At 64.7% G+C, this 18543-nt stretch carries 15 protein-coding genes; 6 read left to right on the forward strand and 9 right to left on the reverse strand.

Translation table 11 applies throughout. From position 1 onward, the window contains the following. Nucleotides 1-60: 60 nt before the first annotated feature. A complete protein-coding gene (locus EWV37_RS08975; RefSeq protein WP_173674322.1) occupies nt 61-1488 on the reverse strand; it encodes a cation:dicarboxylate symporter family transporter in 1428 nt (475 codons plus the stop codon). Between the two features lie 143 nt (nt 1489-1631). Here EWV37_RS08975 and EWV37_RS08980 point away from each other — a divergent pair, with 143 nt between their 5' ends. Continuing rightward, entirely contained in the window at nt 1632-3275 is a 1644-nt protein-coding gene (locus tag EWV37_RS08980) for a sensor histidine kinase (RefSeq protein WP_129701132.1), read from the forward strand. Beyond that, on the forward strand, nt 3272-3970 hold the full coding sequence (locus EWV37_RS08985) for a response regulator (protein ID WP_095798343.1): 699 nt from the start codon (nt 3272-3274) through the stop codon (nt 3968-3970). The genes EWV37_RS08980 and EWV37_RS08985 overlap by 4 nt, the downstream gene beginning before the upstream one ends. A 4-nt stretch (nt 3971-3974) precedes the next feature. On the opposite strand, the gene EWV37_RS08990 is transcribed toward EWV37_RS08985, so the two are convergent. Both EWV37_RS08990 and EWV37_RS08995 read right to left on the reverse strand, forming a co-directional pair. Continuing rightward, the gene (locus tag EWV37_RS08990; protein ID WP_193554312.1) at nt 3975-4490 is read right to left on the reverse strand and encodes a GNAT family N-acetyltransferase; all 516 of its coding nucleotides are present in this window, start codon (nt 4488-4490) and stop codon (nt 3975-3977) included. Between the two features lie 66 nt (nt 4491-4556). Next, complete coding sequence (locus EWV37_RS08995; protein ID WP_129701134.1) at nt 4557-6479, reverse strand: AMP-binding protein; 1923 nt, start codon at nt 6477-6479, stop codon at nt 4557-4559. Between the two features lie 187 nt (nt 6480-6666). On the opposite strand from EWV37_RS08995, the gene EWV37_RS09000 reads away from it, so the two are divergent. The 4 genes from EWV37_RS09000 (at nt 6667) to EWV37_RS09015 (ending at nt 11067) form a co-directional block, all read left to right on the forward strand. Next, nucleotides 6667-7332, forward strand: a complete 666-nt coding sequence (locus EWV37_RS09000; protein ID WP_129701136.1) for a GntR family transcriptional regulator — start codon at nt 6667-6669, stop codon at nt 7330-7332. 69 nt (nt 7333-7401) lie between these two features. Beyond that, on the forward strand, nt 7402-8934 hold the full coding sequence (locus EWV37_RS09005; protein ID WP_129701138.1) for an MmgE/PrpD family protein: 1533 nt from the start codon (nt 7402-7404) through the stop codon (nt 8932-8934). Between the two features lie 3 nt (nt 8935-8937). Then, on the forward strand, nt 8938-9849 hold the full coding sequence (gene prpB, locus EWV37_RS09010) for a methylisocitrate lyase (RefSeq protein WP_095798339.1): 912 nt from the start codon (nt 8938-8940) through the stop codon (nt 9847-9849). A 78-nt stretch (nt 9850-9927) separates the two neighbouring features. Further along, nucleotides 9928-11067 (forward strand): bifunctional 2-methylcitrate synthase/citrate synthase, encoded by a 1140-nt coding sequence (locus tag EWV37_RS09015; RefSeq protein ID WP_095798338.1) that lies wholly within the window; start codon nt 9928-9930, stop codon nt 11065-11067. Nucleotides 11068-11221: 154 nt separating this feature from the next. On the opposite strand, the gene EWV37_RS15685 is transcribed toward EWV37_RS09015, so the two are convergent. From EWV37_RS15685 to EWV37_RS09045, 6 genes are all read right to left on the reverse strand, one after another. Continuing rightward, complete coding sequence (locus EWV37_RS15685; RefSeq protein ID WP_095798337.1) at nt 11222-12205, reverse strand: D-alanyl-D-alanine carboxypeptidase family protein; 984 nt, start codon at nt 12203-12205, stop codon at nt 11222-11224. Between the two features lie 99 nt (nt 12206-12304). Next, nucleotides 12305-13297 (reverse strand): site-specific tyrosine recombinase XerD, encoded by a 993-nt coding sequence (locus EWV37_RS09025; protein ID WP_238663183.1) that lies wholly within the window; start codon nt 13295-13297, stop codon nt 12305-12307. Then, complete coding sequence (locus EWV37_RS09030; RefSeq protein ID WP_129701140.1) at nt 13270-13923, reverse strand: NUDIX domain-containing protein; 654 nt, start codon at nt 13921-13923, stop codon at nt 13270-13272. Before EWV37_RS09030 ends, EWV37_RS09025 begins: the two co-directional genes overlap by 28 nt. Nucleotides 13924-13963: 40 nt before the next feature. Beyond that, nucleotides 13964-15658, reverse strand: coding sequence for a CTP synthase (locus EWV37_RS09035; protein WP_129701142.1), 1695 nt, complete (start codon nt 15656-15658; stop codon nt 13964-13966). Nucleotides 15659-15707: 49 nt separating this feature from the next. After that, complete coding sequence (gene recN, locus EWV37_RS09040; RefSeq protein WP_129701144.1) at nt 15708-17420, reverse strand: DNA repair protein RecN; 1713 nt, start codon at nt 17418-17420, stop codon at nt 15708-15710. Then, a complete protein-coding gene (locus EWV37_RS09045; protein ID WP_095798333.1) occupies nt 17417-18523 on the reverse strand; it encodes an NAD kinase in 1107 nt (368 codons plus the stop codon). The genes recN and EWV37_RS09045 overlap by 4 nt, the downstream gene beginning before the upstream one ends. Nucleotides 18524-18543 lie beyond the last annotated feature (20 nt).

Raw genomic sequence — 18543 nt, forward strand, 5'->3', positions numbered from 1 at the left:
CTCCGGTCGGCGACCGGAGGGGACATGACGAGTCTTGGAGCGACGTCGGCGATCAGTCAATCAGCCGTTCTGGGGGCTCAGGGGCTTGACCTCGGGATTGCCCTCGAGCGCTTGCTCGGCGGAGTTGGGTGAGGCGTGCGGGTCGGCCACCAGGGATTGCTCGTCGAAGGGCTCCTGCCCGGCGAGCACACGGTTCACGCGTTCCTTGTCGACCTGCTTGACCAGGGTGCCGAGCACCACGGTGGCCACGGCGTTACCGGAGAAGTTGGTGAGTGCGCGGGCCTCGGACATGAAGCGGTCGATGCCGACGATCAGACCCACACCGTCCACCAGGTCGGGGCGGTGGGACTGCAGACCGGCGGCCAGGGTGGCGATACCGGCGCCGGAGACACCGGCCGCGCCCTTGGAGGCGATGATCATGAACAGCAGCAGGGTGATCTGCTCCCCCAGGGCCAGCGGGGTGCCCATGGCATCAGCCACGAACAGCGCGCCCATGGTCAGGTAGATCGCAGTGCCGTCCAGGTTGAAGGAGTAACCGGTGGGAACCACGACGCCCACCACGGGCTTGGAGACACCCAGGTGCTCCATCTTGGCGATGAGTCGGGGCAGAGCGGCCTCGGAGGACGAGGTGGAGAAGATCAGCAGGTACTCGCGGCCCAGGTACTTCATGAGCTTGAAGATGTTCACGCCGGAGACGAGCTTGAGGATCAAGCCCAGCACCACCACGATGAACAGGATGCAGGTGACGTAGAACGCGGCCATCAAGCCGATCATCGAGATGATCGCCTGCATGCCGGTCGCGCCGACCACACCGGCGATCGCGCCCAGGGCGCCGATCGGGGCAACCCACATGACCATCATGAGCAGGCGGAAGACCACGGCCTGGATGTAGGTCACGGCCTTGAGCACGGGCTTGCCGGACTCCCCCATGGCCTGCAGCGCGAAACCGATGAGCAGCGCCACGAACAGGGTCTGCAGGATGTTTCCCGCGGTCAGTGAGGACAACAAGGTGGTGGGGATGATACCCAGCAGGAACCCGATGGTTCCCTCTTCACCGTGATCGGCGGTCGAAGCCAGCCCGGCGGAATCGTAGCTCGCGTTGGCCAGGTCCAGACCGCTACCGGGCTGCACGATGTTGCCGACCACCAGGCCGATGAACAGTGCGAACGTGGACATGATCAGGAAGTAGGCCAGGGCCATGCCACCCACCTTGCCCACGGTTGCGGCGTGAGCGATCGAACCGACGCCCAGCACGATGGTGCAGAAGATCACCGGAGCGATCATCATCTTGATCAAGGCGATGAACGCGGTACCCAGGGGCTTCAGCGTGACCGCGAAATCGGGGACGATCAGACCGAGCAGGGCTCCGATGACCACACCGGCGATCACGAAAATGTAGAGGTAGTGGGTCCGGTCTTTCTTGGGCTTACGCTGCGCCCCACCGGACACGGTCTGCGCTGACCGCGGTGCCGCTGAATTATCGGCCATGATGGCTCCTTAGAACACGAGTGCTGGAATAGTGACTAGCCTCACGCAGGGCTGTGAGTTCTCTCGCGTTGTGTTCATACTGTTCATGGCGCCCGTCACAGTCCTGTCCTGGCGGGCCGGTTCGGAAAGCTGCGGAGGTGCGTGTGTCACTCGCCAAGCGATTCCTGGCGCTCCAGCTCGGCTTGGTGATCGTCATTTCCGTGGTCGTGGCCTTGGTGATGATCCAGCAGACCCGCTCGTGGGTCACCTTGCGCGCGGAGTCGGTGACCCGCGCGGCGACCTCCGTGATGGCCCAGGATCCGTTCGTGCGCGACGGCATGAAGTCCGAGGACCCCACCGCCCGCCTGCAGGCCTACGCGCATCGGATCGAGGACGAATCCGACATCGATTTCGTCACCCTCATGACCCCCGAGGGCACCCGCCTCACTCACGCCATCCCCGAATTCGTGGGTCACGAGTATTCAGGCGATCGCTCCCGCGCACTCGCGGGCGAGACGTACACGGTCACCGAAACCGGTCAGCTGGGTCCCTCCGTCCGCACGATCGCCCCCATCTTTGACACCGACGGCTCGATCGTGGGTCTGGTGTCCAGCGGCGTGCTGCTGAATCAGATCGCTCAGGAGAACCGGCAGCAACTTCCGGGGCTGGCGTTGATTGTCCTGGCGTTGCTCGTGATGTCTTCGCTGGTCAGCTACGTCTTGGCCCGCTATCTCAGCCGCGCCACCAACGGTCAGGCACCCGAATCACTCGTGCGTTCACAGGCCCTCAACCGCGCCGTTCTGGCCGAAGCTCGGGAGGGTCTCGTCCTTCTCGATCAGCTCGGCCGCCCCGTGCTCGCCAACTTACGCGCCCGTCACCTGCTCGACATGAAACCCGCCGCCGACGACGCCGCCCAGGCCCAGCGCCGTCGTTCCGTCACCCTGCGTCGCAGGAACGAACCGCTGCCGACGGAAATCCTGCCGACCGTGATCCGGGAACTCGTCGATGGCCAACGGGAGTTCTTGGACGAGTGGTGCACCGTGGGAACCCGGACCTTGATCGTCTCGTGTGTGAAGGCCTCGCGTGATTCCAAGCTGCGGGTGCTGATCGTTCAGGATCACACCGAACTGACTCGGCTGTCCGGCGAGCTGGATACCGTGCGCACCATGGCCGCAGGACTGCGAGCGCAAACCCACGAACACGCCAATCGAATGCACACGGTGGTGTCCCTGCTGGAGCTCGAGCGGTATCCGCAGGCTCTGGAGTTCGCCGCGTCCAATCTGACCGTGACCCGTGATCTGGGCACCACGGTCACTGAATCCGTGGCCGATCCCTATCTCTCCGCTCTGTTGCTCGGCAAGACCGCGGAAGCCCATGAGCGCGGCGTGGACCTGCAGGTTGTCGTGCACGGTGAGATACCGGCATCCACCGCGGATCCGTCAGAGGTGGTGAGCGTGGTCGGGAACCTGGTGGATAACGCGATTTACGCGGCGGCGTCCAACCAAGACCGGGAAGAACCGGCGGTCGAGGTGGAGCTGGCCCCGTCCGAGCGCCCCGGCTACGTGCAGCTGACCGTGGCGGATACCGGCCCCGGCGTTGATCCCGAGGTCGCCGACTCTCTGTTCGACCGAGGAGTCTCCACTAAACCCACCGGCGGGTCCATGCGCGGCGTGGGGCTGCACCTGGCGTATCAGATCGCCGAGTCCTGGGGAACGCGCCTGAGCTTCGTCAACGATGCCGGTGCGGTCTTCACCGTGGAAATCCCGGTGCACGACTCGGCCCGCGATGCGGAAGAGGACGACTCATGATCAATGTGTTCGTCGTGGACGATGAAGAACTCACCGCGGCCGCTCACGCGGAGTACGTCAAGCGCTGTCCGGGCTTCCGGGTGGTGGGCGTCGCCCTGACCGGGCAGGCTGCGGCCCGAGCCATCATCCAGAAATCCACGGGGCCGGAACCGGTGCACTTAGTGCTGCAGGACATCAACCTTCCGGACATGTCCGGGCTGGACGTGGCACGCACGCTCCGCGCTCGCCGGGTGGATGTCGACTTCATGATCGTCAGTGCCCACCGTGATGCGGGGACCGTACGCGGGGCCACGGCGCTGGGAGTGGTCGGTTACCTGATCAAGCCGTTCACGTTTGCCGTCTTTGAGCGCAAATTGGCCTCCTATGCGGAGTACCACCGATTGCTCTCGGCAGCCACACCGGCTACCACTACGTTCGACCAGGACGAACTCGACCGGGCCTTCGCGACCATGCAGGACCAATCGCCACCCAAGGTTCCCAAGGGGCTCTCCCCCGAGACCCTGGGTTCCTTGGTCACCGCGTTGCAGGAGGCCGGACAATTCCGCTCGGCCGCCGAGCTGGCCAAGGACTTGGGGCTGTCCCGAGTCACGGCCCGGCGTTACCTGGAACACCTGACCGAGAAGGGAACCGTTCAACGGCGCTCCCGGCACGGCACTCCCGGACGCCCCGAGTTGGAGTACGGCTGGAACGGGTGAGCTCTCAGATCCCGAAGGGCTCCGCGTATTGAACCAGTCCGCCGGGAACCGGATTGGTGCCGCCCAAGGACAGCACCATGAGTGCCTCCTCGGGGACATCGATGCTCAGGTGCACACCCGATGCAGAAGCCCTCTCGAAGCCGAACCTCGGGTAGTACTCCGGGTGGCCCAGGACCACGACGAACTTTTCCCCTCGATCTGCAGCTGCGTGCAGCACGGCCGTCGTCACGGCCGTGCCCGCTCCCCCGCGTTGCTGATCGGGCAGCACCGAACACGGGGCCAGGCACAGCGCGGGAACGTCACCGATGTGACACCGGGTCAGTAACGCGTGAGCAACCACCGCGCCGTCCTGATCTTCCGCGACGTAGGACAACCCCTCGAGCCATGCGGAGTCGTTGCGGAGCGCGTCCACCAGGTCGGCTTCTTCTGTGGTCGGAAATGCTTGTTCGAGCACGGTCCGGACCGCGGCACAATCCCGTTGCATTTCCGGTCTGACGGCCCATTCCACGGTGTTGGTCATGCAACAGAGTTAACCAGAAGCAGCCGGGGACGTAGCCCCGGCTGCTTCTGCTCACATCACGGTTACTCAGGACTTGGGTGCCAGGATCGAGTGCAGCGCCTCCAAGACCGAATCGTCCTCAATGGTCGAGGGCACCGAGTACTTCTCGCCGTCGGCCATCTGGCGCATGGTCTTGCGCAAGATCTTGCCGGAGCGGGTCTTGGGCAGCGCCTCCACCACGGCCACGTCCTTGAAGTCGGCCACGGGACCGATGCCGGAACGCACCAGCTTGACCAGATCCTTGGCCAGCTCGTCCTCGCTGATCTCGGAGCCGGTCTTGAGCACCACGTAACCGGAGGGCCGCTGGCCCTTGAGCGGGTCGTTGACACCGATCACCGCGCACTCGGCGACATCCGGGTGTGTGGCAACGATTTGTTCCATCTGGCCCGTGGACAAGCGGTGGCCGGACACGTTGATCACGTCGTCGGTACGGCCCATCACGTAGACGTAGCCGTTCTCGTCAATGAAACCGGAGTCACCGGTTGCGTAGTAGCCCTGGAACGCCTCGAGGTAGGAGGAGATGTAGCGATCGTCGTCGCCCCACAGGTTAGCCAACGTGCCGGGAGGCAAGGGCAGCTTGACCGCGATGTTGCCTTCTTCGCCCTGCGCCACGGGATCACCCAGGGGATCCAGGATCTCCACGTTGTAGCCGGGTACCGGAACCGTGGGCGAGCCAGCAACGATCGGCAGCTTCTCGATACCGAACGGGTTGGAACAAATGGCCCAACCGGTTTCGGTCTGCCACCAGTGGTCAATCACGGGAACGTCGAGTACCTTGGCCGCCCAGTGATAGGTCTCCGGATCGAGGCGCTCGCCGGCCACGAACAGAGCCTGCAGCGAGGAGATGTCGTAGTCCTTGACGAAATCACCCTCGGGGTCCGCCTTACGAATCGCACGCAGGGCCGTGGGAGCGGTGAACAGCGCCTTCACGCCGTGATCGTTGACGCGCTTCCAGAACGCACCGGCGTCAGGGGTGCCCACGGGCTTGCCTTCGTAGAGCACCGTGGTGGCCCCCACCAGTAGCGGCGCGTAGACGATGTAGGAGTGGCCCACGACCCAGCCGACGTCCGAGGCGGTCCACATGACCTCCCCCTCGCCCACGTCGTAGATGTTCTTCATGGACCACGTCAGTGCGACCGCGTGGCCGCCGTTGTCACGCACCACGCCCTTGGGCTTACCGGTGGTGCCGGAGGTGTACAGGATGTAGAGCGGATCGGTGGCCGCCACGGTTACAGCGTCCGCGGGTTCGGCGTTTTCCAGAGCCTCGGTCCAGGACAACCACGCGGGGGCGTTCTCCTCGCCTTCGGCACGCTCACGTGCGTTTGCCACGGAGTTCTCGAAACCCTCACGTTCGTGGACCAGGATCGCCGACGGCGCGTGGTCACTGATCTCGATGGCCTCCTCAACGGAAGGGATGTACTCGATCCGTCGCTTGGGCTCCACACCACCCGAGGTGGTCACGATCACGGTGGGCTTGGAATCGTCGATGCGGCTGGCCAGCTCACGGGGTGCGAATCCACCGAACACCACGGAGTGGACAGCACCCAAGCGAGCACACGCCAGCATGCCAACCACGGACTCCGCGATCATCGGCATGTAGAGGAGGACACGATCGCCCTTCTTGACGCCCTGGTCCGCGAGCGCACCGGCGAACAGCTTCACGCGTTCCAGCAGCTCGCTGTAGGAGATCTCTTCCTGGATGCCCAGCACGGCCGAGTCGTAGATCAGGGCGGTGCGGTCCCCGTGGCCGGCTTCGACGTGGCGGTCCAGCGCGTTGACACTCGTGTTCAGTTCCGCATCGGGGAACCAACGGTAGATAGGAGCCCTCGAGTCGTCGAGGGCCTTAGTGGGCGGGGTGACCCACTCGACGGCCTGTGCAGCATCGAGCCAGAATTGCTCCGGGTTGCTGACACTGTTCTCGTAAACGGATGCGTACGTAGCCTGGGACATGGTCTCTCCGACATCATTGTTGGACTCGCTGAATTGCCTTGGTTCCAGGCTAGTGTTGTGAGTCACACCTTTCAATAGGTTTGTATACACAGATTCCACATTCCCGGAATATCTCCCAAAAGACTCGCCTGTTTAAGTCTTCTGTGTATACACTCGGGGTGTTCGATGCGATTCACGAGGAGGTGTCATGCGAGCTGGAGAACGCGCTTATCAAGCTTTGCGCGCAGACATAGTCGAATGGCGCTTGCTGCCCGGACAGGTTCTGGGCGAGGTCGAGCTCTCCGAGCGACTGGGCATCTCCCGCACGCCGGTGCGCGAAGCGCTGTCCCGTCTCACCGCGGACGGCTTGACCGAACCGCACAGCGGCCGCGGCGTCGTCGTTGCAACCATCTCCGCGGAGGATGTCCGATCGCTCTACGAATTCCGCGACAGCCTCGATTGTCGAGCAGCCGAACTGGCTGCCCGCCGCGGCGACCCGGAAGTGTTCCGCGCACTGGCAGGGGAACTTCTCGAAGCCCTGGAGGGCCTCACCAGCGACGACGACCCGGACCACGCCTCGTACTACGAACTGGTCCAGCGCATGGATGCCGCAATCGATGAGGCCGCCGCCAATCCGTTCCTGCGACAGGCCCAGACAGGCGTGCGACTGCACCTGGCCCGCGTCCGCAAGCTCTCCAAGTCGGACCCGCGGCGCCTGGCATCGGCCGCCGTCGAACACCAGCGCATCGCCCAAGCCATCGCCGACGGCGATCCCGCCTTGGCCATCGCCACCACCCGCGTGCACCTGAGCAACGCCCTGCAACACGCTTTGAACACCAAAGAATTGGCGCCGGTGCGGCCCGCCGCATCGTAACCACAACACCTGCTACACCCGCGCGGCGCCGACCGGTCCGCGCGTAACGGATCTGAGGAAGGACTCCCCGTGACCGTCAAGCACACCGTACGTACGTACTCGTCCAAGGAAAATCTGCCCCGTGAGGAGCAGCTGGCCTACAAACTGGCCAAGGTGGCCACCGACCCGGTCGAGGTCGATCCCGAGGTTGTCGACATGGTCATCAACCGCATCATCGACAATGCTTCGGTCGCCATCGCTTCCCTGAACCGTGCGCCCATCGTCTCGGCCCGCACCCAGGCACTGGGCCACAAGGTCACCGAAGGCTCCGGCTTCACGGGCAACGGTGCCCTGTTGTACGGCGCTCCGGACAACAACGCTGCGGTCTCCCCCGAGTGGGCCGCTTGGGCCAACGGTGTGGCCGTGCGCGAGCTTGACTACCACGACACCTTCCTGGCCGCCGAGTACTCCCACCCCGGCGACAATATTCCCCCGATCCTGGCCGTGGCCCAGCACGTGGGCAGCAACGGCAAGGACCTGATTCGCGGTATCGCGACCGGTTACGAGGTCCAGGTGGACCTGGTCAAGGGCATCTGCCTGCACGAGCACAAGATCGACCACATCGCTCACATCGGCCCGTCCGCGGCCGCCGGTATCGGCACCCTGCTGGGTCTGGACACCGAGACCATCTTCCAGGCCATCGGCCAGGGCCTGCACACCACCACCGCAACCCGCCAGTCCCGCAAGGGCGAGATCTCCACATGGAAGGCACACGCACCCGCATTCGCCGGCAAGATGGCCATCGAGGCCGTGGACCGTGCGATGCGCGGCCAGACCTCCCCCACCCCCATCTACGAAGGCGAAGACGGTGTGATCGCGTGGCTCCTCTCCGGCCCCGAGGCCTCCTACGAGGTGCCGCTGCCCGAGCAGGGTGAGGCCAAGCGCGCCATCCTGGACACCTACACCAAGGAACACTCCGCCGAGTACCAGGCACAGGCCTGGATCGACCTGGCACGCAAGCTGCACAAGGAACACCCCGAGGTCGCGGACCCCACCAACGTGAAATCCATCTTGATCAAGACCTCACACCACACCCACTACGTGATCGGTTCCGGCGCCAACGACCCGCAGAAGTACGATCCCAAGGCCTCGCGCGAGACCCTGGATCACTCGATTCCTTACATCTTCACGGTTGCCCTGCAGGACGGCGCGTGGCACCACGTGGACTCGTACGCTCCGGAGCGTGCCGGCCGCGAGGACACCGTGGCCCTGTGGAACAAGGTCACCACCGAAGAGGATCCCGAGTGGACCCGTCGCTACCACTCCCTGGACATCTCCGAGAAGGCCTTCGGCGGTTCCGTGGAGATCACCCTCAACGACGGCACCGTGATCACGGACGAGATCGCCGTCGCGGACGCTCACCCGCTGGGTGCCCGCCCGTTCGCTCGTGAGCAGTACATCAACAAGTTCCGCACCTTGGCCGAGGGCCTCGTGGCACCGGAAGAGATCGAACGGTTCCTGGACGCCGTCCAGCGCCTGCCCAAACTCGAAGCCGGTGAACTGGGCCAACTGAACATCGTGGCGGCCGTGGACCTGGAGAAGGCCCAGAAGGGAATCTTCTAAATCATGTTGTATTCAAAAGTCACCCCCGCAGAAAAGCGCGTGGCGTTCCGCAAGGCACTTGCCGACCCGAAGGTCGCTCAGTTCCCCGGTGCGTTCACCCCGCTGTCCACCAAGCTCATTCAGGAACAGGGCTTCGAGGGCGTGTACATCTCCGGTGGTGTGCTGGCCAACGAGTTGGGTCTGCCCGACATCGGGCTGACCACGCTCACCGAGGTGGCCACCCGCGCCGGTCAGATCGCTCGCTCCACCGACCTGCCCGCGCTGGTCGATGCGGACACCGGTTTCGGTGAGCCCATGAACGTGGCCCGCACGGTTCAGGAACTCGAGGACGCCGGCCTGGCCGGTTGCCACATCGAGGACCAGTTCAACCCCAAGCGTTGCGGCCACCTGGACGGCAAGAACGTGGTGGACACCGCCACGGCCACCAAGCGCATCAAGGCCGCAGTGGAGTCCCGCCGCGACGACAACTTTGTGATCATGGCTCGCACCGACATTCGCGGTGTTGACGGTCTGGAGGCAGCCATCGACCGCGCGAAGGCTCTCGCCGACGCCGGTGCGGACGTCATCTTCCCGGAGGCCATGGCCGACCTGTCCGAGTTCGAGCGCATGGCCGAGGCCTTGGATGTTCCCATCCTGGCCAACATGACCGAGTTCGGTAAGTCCGACCTGTTCACCAAGCAGGAACTGCAGGACGCCGGGGTGTCCATGATCATCTACCCCGTGTCCCTGCAGCGTCAGGCACTGGGCGCGATCGAGCGTCTGCTGACTGCCATCCGCGAGGACGGCACCCAGCAGGCCGAGGTGGAGAACATGCTCACCCGCAAGCGCCTGTACGAGCTGGTGGACTACAACGGGTACAACCAGTTCGACTCCGGAGTGTTCAACTTCGAGGTCCCGGGCACGCCCGGTAACTAATCGTTCGCCTACGACGCCGCTGCCCAGCGGCGTCGTAGGCTTTCTAGTGATCGACCACACACGAAGAAGGAGGTCACCATGACCGAAACCGAGATTCGCAAGGGTCTTGCCGGCGTCGTCGCCGACACCACCGCTGTGTCCAAGGTCAACGCCGAGACCAACTCGCTGCTGTACCGCGGTTACCCCGTTCAGGAACTTGCCGCCAAGTGCTCCCCCGAGGAAGTCGCGTTGCTGCTGTGGACCGGTGAGTTGCCCTCGGAGGAAGAGCTCGCCGATTTCAAGAAGCGCGAGCGCGCCAACCGCGCGTTGACCCCGGAACTGAAGAAGATCGTCGACGCCCTGCCCACGGACTGCCACCCCATGGACGTGTGCCGCACCGCCGCGTCCGTGATCGGCGCCCAGCACCCGGACGCTGAGGATTCCTCCCCCGAGGCGGAGCTGCGCAAGGCGCAGGAACTGTTCGCCGTGATGCCCGCCGTGGTCTGCTACGACCAGCGACGCCGCCGCGGCGAGGAACTCATCGAGCCTCGCGACGACCTGGACTATTCGGAGAACTTCCTCTGGATGGCCTTCGGTGAAGAGGCCGCGCCCGAGGTCGTGGACGCGTTCCGCGTGTCCATCATTCTGTACTCCGAGCACTCCTTCAACGCCTCGACCTTCACCGGCCGCGTGATCACCTCGACCCTGGCCGATCTACACTCGGCCGTGGTTGGTGCGATCGGTGCCCTCAAGGGTCCGCTGCACGGTGGCGCGAACGAGGCCGTCATGCACACCTTCGAGGAACTGGGGATCCGCAAGGACGAATCCGCCGAGGACGCCGAGAAGCGCGCCAAGGAATGGATGGACAAGGCTCTGGCCGAGAAGAAGAAGGTCATGGGCTTCGGCCACCGCGTGTACAAGCACGGTGACTCGCGCGTGCCGACCATGCAGGACGCCCTGTTCCGCATGCTCGATTACTACGACCGCCCCGAGATCCTGGGTCTGTACAACGGTCTGGCCAAGTCCATGGACGAAGCCAAGTCCATCAAGCCCAACCTGGACTACCCGGCCGGTCCCACGTACTGGCTCATGGGCTTCGACATTCCCACGTTCACACCCATCTTCGTGTGCGCCCGCATCACCGGCTGGACCGCACACATCATGGAGCAGCGCGCTTCCAACTCGCTGATCAGACCGCTGTCCGAGTACGACGGACCGGAAGAGCGTCACCTGGACTAAGCGCTCACCCGCGCCCAGGTACACAGAAGTCCCCGGGATTCACGCCATGACCGTGAGTCCCGGGGACGTTTCTCTGTTGTGACAGCCAGTCAGGTGCGCTGGTGCCCTGCCTGGTCTGACTGCCCTGATTGGCTTGGCTGCGCCGCAAGCAACCTCAGTAGCGAGGTGCGTTGGGCAGGCCCAGGTAGCCCTCCAGGGTGATGTAGCCGTTGTTCTTCAAGCTGTTGGACGTGGGCGTTCCCACGTAGCGCAGGTGCCACGGTTCGTAGGCGTAGCCGTGAGTCCCGGTGTAACCGCTGGGGTAGCGCACCACAAAGCCGTACTTGTGGCCGTTGGCGGCCACCCAGCGGCCCTGGGGTGTGTTGCCGAAGCAGGCCTGCAGTCCGCACACTCCCCCGGGTGCTCCCACGTCAATGGCCAGGCCGGTCTGGTGCTCCGAGTATCCGGGACGCGCGGAAATAGTGTCCGCGGTGGCCTGTCCGTACATCGCCACATAGTTCCAGTACAGGCTGTTCTGGGTCGAATAGGAGCGGTAACCGCTGACCGGCACCAGGGTTACACCCTGGTTGGCCGCAGCCTGGCTCATCCGCTGATAGGCGGCCGCAGCGTCACTGCGCAGCTGCACCCCACCGCCCACGTTCCACAGGGGCCCGGGACCGTAGGCCCGAGGGTTCAGGGGCCGCTTCTTGTTCACAATCACGGACGAGCTGGTGGCACGATCGATGTCTCGACTGACCGTGGTGCCCTTGCCCTTGGTCCACCGGATGATGCCGCGCTGATAGTGGACCACGCACGAGTTGCCGCTGCAGGTTTCGCGCACCTTGGGGTATCCCAGGTTGCCGTGCTCGGAGCCCTCAACCCGCCAGCGCTGCAGGATGCCGCCGCGCTGCGCGCGGGCACCCGTGCTGGGAGACCAGTGGATGGTGCCGCCCTGGTACTGCCGGTAGCAGCCGGCGTCGCGAAGACCGCAGCGTTCGGAGGACGTGGCTTTGCCCAGCCATCCGCTGGCGCCCCCCAGCGAACGGTACTCGTTGTCGATACCGGCCCCGGCCATGGCGGGAGCGGTTCCCAGCATGGAGAACACCAACGCCAGGAGTGCGGAGAAGAGGACCGTTCGAGACATCTGTTTACGCGGCATGCTCCCAGGGTAGTCCGGGCGTGGCGTCAGGAACCCGAAATTAGGTTTAATTTTCGGCGCAAATCTCCAAGTGACACCGGACGCATTCGACCGGTCATGTCATTGAGCGCGAGGGTGCGCCGTCGCGTAGACCTCGCGTAGAGATTCTACGGAGACCTTGGTGTAGATCTGGGTGGTGGCCAGGGATGCGTGCCCCAAGAGTTCTTGGACCACTCGTAGATCCGCCCCGCCCTCCAGTAAGTGGGTCGCGAATGAGTGCCGCAGTGTGTGCGGGGTGACGTCCTCGCCCAGTTGAGCGAGTTCGGCGGCGTCCTTGATCATGGTCCACGCCGTTTGGCGGGAAATCCGGCCACCCCTGGCGTTGAGGAATACTGCGGGTGTTCCCTTGCCGTGCCGGGACAATTCCGGTCGCCCGCGCACCAGGTACTGGTCCAGGGCCTTCTTCGCATACGAACCCACCGGAACCATGCGTTGTTTATTGCCCTTGCCCAACAGCCGTACGAAGGACAGCTCTGAGTCATGGAGCCCCGCCAGATCGTCCACGTCCAGGGCGACCGCCTCAGAGATGCGCGCGCCGGTCGCGTACAACAGCTCCAGGAAAGCACGCGCCCGTAGCCCCGCCGGAGACTCCGGGTCCGGAGCCGAGAGAATCTTTTCCACGCTGTCCAGGGCGATGGCCTTGGGGAGGCGCTGCGGCGGCGTCGGCGGACTGACGCGAGAGGCGACGTCCACGGGGCACAGTCCCTCCGCGACCCAGAACGCGTGGGCGCCACGGACGGCCGCCAGGACGCGGGCGGTGCTACGAGTGCTCAGCGCGGGATGCTCCGGTGAACCCTCGTGGAGCAACCGCACAAAGGCGCGGACGTGCTCGGTCGAGATCTCGGGCGGCGCGGACGCCGAGCCACCCTCAGAAGCTTCGGTGGGCCCGGTCAGGAATTCGAGATACCGCGTGAGGTCCCGGCGGTAAGCCGCCAGCGTGTTCGCGGCCAAGCCCCGCTCCACGGTCAGGTGATCGAGGTAGCGGTGAACGGCGCGTTCCAGATCCGGCGGAACGGACGAGTCGGTCACCGGAAGTTCAGATGACCCGGCCACGGGCTGTCCACCGGGCGCAGTGACGTCCAGTCCTGTGCTCGTGCGGCGTGCGCGGCCAGAATGCCCAGGACCGCGGCGGGCGAATTGATCTGGCCGGACAGCGTGGCGGCCACGGCATCGTCGAGATCGGCGAACCGGACGATAATCTCCGCCTCTTCACCGTCGCGCTCGTGCCGGTCTGCCTCCGGAACCTCGTGCAGGCCACGGGCCAGGAAAATCCGATTGGCCTCCGAAGACGAACCGGGTGAGTTGTGGAAGTCCACGAGCACGTGCCAGTCGTCCGCGGTCATGTCGGCTTCTTCGGCCAGTTCCCGCTGAGCTGCCGTGTGCGGCGGTTCCCCGTCCACGTCGAGCAGTCCGGCGGGGATTTCCCACATGCGCATGCCCACGGGGTGGCGGTACTGGTTGATGAGCAGAACCCGGTCCTGCTCATCCAGGGCCACGATGGACACCGCCCCGGGGTGGGTGATGAAGTCTCGTTTCAGGGTCGAGTCTTCATCACCCATGCGGAACTCATCGCGCTGAACGTCCCAGATGAATCCTTCGTACACCGTGTCCGATGCCACCACCGTGTGGGGATCCACCGTGTCTTTCAGCTCTGCTCGGCTCACGCGCGAGAGTTCCATGCGAACCTCCGGTTGCTCGGTGATCTGCTGCCCTAGGCCTTTACTCGCTGCCCAGTGCCTCGCGGCGGGACAGGGCCGCCTTGATGAGGCCGTCGAACAGCGGGTGCGGGCGGGTCGGACGGGAGCCGTACTCCGGGTGAGCCTGGGTGGCCACGTAGTACGGGTGCTCGCTACGGGGCAGTTCCACGAACTCCACGAGCTGACCGTCCGGGGATGTTCCGGACATCACCAGTCCGCCCTGGGTCAACGCATCGCGGTAGGCATTGTTGACCTCGTAACGGTGACGGTGACGCTCGGAAACCTCCAGGCTGCCGTAGGTCTCGGCGACCACGGAGCCCTCGGCGAGCTTGGCCGGGTAGGAGCCCAGGCGCATGGTGCCGCCCAGGTCGCCGGCACCCTCAACGAACTGCTTCTGCTCTTCCATGGTGGCGATCACCGGGGTGTCGGTCTCGGGATCGAACTCGGTCGAGGACGCGTTGGGCAGGCCCACCACGTTGCGCGCGAATTCCATGACCATGCACTGCAGGCCCAAGCACAGCCCCAGGACCGGAACCTGGTTCTCACGGGCCCATTTGAGCGCGCCCAGCTTGCCTTCCAGACCTCGGATGCCGAAACCTCCGGGGACACAGATCGCATCCACGTCACCGAGTTCGCGCTGCGCACCCTCCGGGGTGTCGCACAGGTCGGAGGCAACCCACTTGATGTGCACGCGGGAGTCGTTGGCGAAACCGCCGGCACGCAGTGCCTCGGACACGGACAGGTAAGCGTCCGGGAGGTCGATGTACTTGCCCACGAGCGCCACGTTCACGTGGTGCTCCGGCTGGTGCACGGCTTCGAGCAGGTGCGACCACTGGGTCAGATCTGCGTCGCCGTAGGACAGACCCAGGTAGTCCAGGATGTAGGTGTCCAGACCCTGGTTGTGCAGGGTCGTGGGGATGTCGTAAATGCTCGGCGCGTCGGCACAAGAGATCACGGCGTCCAGGTCCACGTCACAGGCGCCGCCGACCTTGCGGAGCATGCCGTCCGGGACCTCACGGTCGCAACGCAGGACCAGTGCGTCCGGTTGGATACCCAGACCGCGCAGCGTGGCCACGGAGTGCTGAGTCGGCTTGGTCTTAAGCTCACCGGAGGGGCCGATGAACGGGATCAGGGACACGTGCAGGTAGAACACGTTGTTGCGGCCCACATCCTGGCGCACCTGACGGGCGGCCTCGATGAAGGGCTGGGATTCGATGTCACCCACGGTGCCACCGATCTCGGTGATGATGATGTCCGGGGCGTCCTGGTCCTCGGAACGGCGGCGCATACGGCGCTTGATCTCGTTCGTGATGTGCGGGATGACCTGAACCGTGTCGCCCAAGTATTCGCCGCGGCGTTCCTTGGCGATCACGGTGGAGTACACCTGACCCGTGGTCACGTTGGCGGAGGCATCCAGGTTCTCGTCCAGGAAGCGCTCGTAGTGACCGATATCCAGGTCGGTTTCTGCGCCGTCGTCCGTGACGAAGACTTCACCGTGTTGGAACGGGTTCATGGTTCCGGGATCAACGTTGAGGTACGGATCCAGCTTCTGCATGGTCACCGAGAGTCCGCGCGAGCGTAGCAACATGCCCAGTGACGAGGCCGTCAGGCCCTTGCCAAGAGAGGAAGCTACACCACCCGTGACGAAGATCTGTCGAGTAACTTTGCCGTTGTTCTGCGTGCCTGCCTCGGGGGCGGCGTTCTGAGCGTTCACCACGGAATTTCAGCCTACCATTCCAGTTGCGTTGAGTTGAGGGGCAGTTGTGTCATGCGGTTGCGTCCCGCAAGAGCTCGCGGGCGTGTTCCCGCGCCGCTTCAGAGTTTTCGTGGCCCGCGAGCATGCGGGCCAATTCCACCACACGTTCCTCGTCCGTGAGCACTCTCACGTCCGAAACCGTGGAATCCGAAGACTTGGTCACCAACACGTGATGGTCCGCAAAGGCCGCAACCTGCGGCAAGTGGGTCACCACGAGCACCTGGACATTCTTGGCCAACATCTTGAGGCGTCGGCCGATCTCCACCGCGGCCTTACCGCCCACGCCGGAATCCACCTCGTCGAAGACGAAGGTCGGCACCGGGTCCACCTCGGACAGCACGACTTCCAGGGACAGCATGATGCGGGAAAGCTCACCACCCGAAGCACCCTTGCCCAGCGGTCGAGGCTTGGCATCCGGGTGGGGTGCCAGCAAGAACTCGATCTCGTCGCGACCGTGCTCGGTGAACTGTTCGGTGGGTTCCACAGAAACCACCAGCGACGCGTTGGGCATAGCCAGCGCGGTCAATTCCTTGCTCACGGCCTTGGACAGCTTCTCGGCGGTCTTCCGGCGTAGCTCCAGCATGGTCTGCGAGCGCTCGAGCAGTTCCTGGTGCAGTGCGTGCGCCTCGTTGCGCAGTTCCTCGTCGCGTTGCGGGTCGTCGACCAGGTCGGAGAGCCTACCGCGGGCGGTGTCGGCCCATTCGATGACCTCGTCGATCGTGGTCCCGTACTTGCGCGTAAGGGTCCGTAGTGCGTTGCGGCGCTGCTCCACCTGTGCAAGCCGTGCGGGACCGTCCTCGTCGAGACCACTCGCGTACCCGGAAAGGTCCGCGGCGACGTCGGCAGCGACCACCGTGAGCTCTCGCACCCGCGTGGCCAACTCGGCCAACTCCGCATCCGAATCGGACTCGTGATCCAAGGCCTGCTGGGCGTAGGACAGCAAAGCCACGGCGTTGGTGTTCGGCTCGTCGTCCGCGTCCGTGCCGCTCAACGCCGCCTGCGCCGTCACGGCCGCTGAACGCAAGGCCTCAAGGTTGGTGAGCTTCTCACTCTCGGCGTCCAGTTGGACGTCCTCGCCGGAGATCGGCTCCACGGCATCAATTTCTTCGAGCGCGGTGGTCAGGCTCTGCGCTTCCAGGGCACGCTCGCGCATGTTCTCTTTGATCTCGCGCAGGGTCGCCACAATGGTCCGGTAGCGGGCCAGCTTTTCGCGGTACGCGGCCAGTTCTTTGGCCAGCGGCGCCCCCGCGTACTCGTCCAAGGCCTTTCGCTGGGCCACGGCGGACTTCAGCCGCAGCTGGTCGGACTGACCGTGCACGGCCACCAGGGTCTCCCCCACGGCTCCCAGGGTTCCGACCGGCGCGGATCGGCCGCCCACATGAGCGCGGCTGCGCCCTTCCGCGGACACCGTTCGAGACAACAGAATTTGCGCCTCGTCCCGGCCGTTCACGGTTTCGACGTCGACGACGCCGCCCGCCTCCTCCACGAGCTCGACCGCTCCGTGCGTGGCCGGCACCATGACGGTCGCCTCCGCTAGGGCCTTGCCACTTCCGGAGCGCACCGCTCCGGCGTCCGCCCGGTTGCCCAGGAGCATGCCGAGGGCGGTGACGACCATGGTCTTACCGGCTCCGGTCTCACCCGAGAGGATGGACAGTCCGGGCCCCAATGGCAGCACGGCATCCGTGATGACACCCAGGTCATGGATGTGGATTTCTTCGATCATTGGCTCGGGGTCTCACCTGACGAGGGTCGGTCCGGGGATTGGTCGAGAATGTGGCGCGCGCTATCGCTGTCACGCGCGGAAATGGGATCGTACGGGATCTCGCGGCCCACGCTGAGTTTGGGGAAACCATTGTCCTCGGACATGACGTGGTGCTTGGGCTGGACCATGGGCAACGCCGTGGTCTTGGCGTCCTGCTGATGGCTGGGCAATGGGCCTCGCCAGCCGGCGGTGGGCAGTTCGAACTTCTTGACGAGCCGTTCGGAGAACGGTGTTGCGTGCATCCGCGCAAGGTTCACGGGCTTGTCGGAGCGGCGCACCTCAATGCGACATCCGGGTGGCAGGTCCGCGGTACGCCGGCCATCACACCACAGCACACCCCGGGCGTCGGTGCGAGTGAGGACTTCCACGGCCAGCATGGAACGCGGGGAGATGACCAGGGGTCGTGAGAACAGCGCGTGAGCAGACAGCGGCACCATGAGCAGCGCCTCGACCTCGGGCCAGACCACCGGTCCCCCGGCAGAGAATGCGTAGGCGGTAGACCCCGTGGGTGTTGCCATGACCACACCGTCGCAACCGAACGTGGACAGCGGACGGCGATCCACCTCGATGACCACTTCGACCATTTTTTCGCGGTTGCCTTTTTCGACCGAGGCCTCGTTGAGGGCCCAGGTGTGCAACACCTTTTTCTGGTTCTCCCACACGGTCACGTCCAGGGCCATGCGGCGTTCCACGGTGTAGCGACCGTCCACGATCGCCTCGACGGTTTCGGTGAGCCCGGAGCGTTCAGATTCTGCCAGGAATCCCACGTGACCCAGGTTCACGCCCAGCAATGGGGTGTCCACGCCGCGAACAACCTCGGCGGCGCGCAGGATGGAGCCGTCACCGCCCAGCACCATGACCAGTTCGATATCACGCAGGGCAACGTCTTCTTCGACGATTTCTACGGGCACCATGGTTTGGCCGTCGGCCTCCAGAGCTTGCAGATCTCGGCGGGACAACACCGGAATCAGTCCCGCGTCGTGCAGTTGCGCACAGGACTGACGGGCGGCGTCTTTGGCATCACGCCTGCCCGTGTGTGTCATGACCAAGATTTTCCGGCTCACGTCTTCGGGTCATCCTCCTG

Source organism: Kocuria carniphila (assembly GCF_004136555.1).
GTDB classification, from domain to species: domain Bacteria; phylum Actinomycetota; class Actinomycetes; order Actinomycetales; family Micrococcaceae; genus Kocuria; species Kocuria carniphila.

What these genes read in the sequence shown, in the direction of transcription:
- EWV37_RS08975 (WP_173674322.1), bottom strand. Translation starts at nt 1,488, where the DNA reads ATGGCCGATAATTCAGCGGCACCGCGGTCAGCGCAGACCGTGTCCGGT.
- EWV37_RS08985 (WP_095798343.1), top strand. Translation starts at nt 3,272, where the DNA reads ATGATCAATGTGTTCGTCGTGGACGATGAAGAACTCACCGCGGCCGCT.
- EWV37_RS08990 (WP_193554312.1), bottom strand. Translation starts at nt 4,490, where the DNA reads ATGACCAACACCGTGGAATGGGCCGTCAGACCGGAAATGCAACGGGAT.
- EWV37_RS08995 (WP_129701134.1), bottom strand. Translation starts at nt 6,479, where the DNA reads ATGTCCCAGGCTACGTACGCATCCGTTTACGAGAACAGTGTCAGCAAC.
- EWV37_RS09000 (WP_129701136.1), top strand. Translation starts at nt 6,667, where the DNA reads ATGCGAGCTGGAGAACGCGCTTATCAAGCTTTGCGCGCAGACATAGTC.
- prpB (WP_095798339.1), top strand. Translation starts at nt 8,938, where the DNA reads ATGTTGTATTCAAAAGTCACCCCCGCAGAAAAGCGCGTGGCGTTCCGC.
- EWV37_RS09015 (WP_095798338.1), top strand. Translation starts at nt 9,928, where the DNA reads ATGACCGAAACCGAGATTCGCAAGGGTCTTGCCGGCGTCGTCGCCGAC.
- EWV37_RS15685 (WP_095798337.1), bottom strand. Translation starts at nt 12,205, where the DNA reads ATGCCGCGTAAACAGATGTCTCGAACGGTCCTCTTCTCCGCACTCCTG.
- EWV37_RS09030 (WP_129701140.1), bottom strand. Translation starts at nt 13,923, where the DNA reads ATGGAACTCTCGCGCGTGAGCCGAGCAGAGCTGAAAGACACGGTGGAT.
- recN (WP_129701144.1), bottom strand. Translation starts at nt 17,420, where the DNA reads ATGATCGAAGAAATCCACATCCATGACCTGGGTGTCATCACGGATGCC.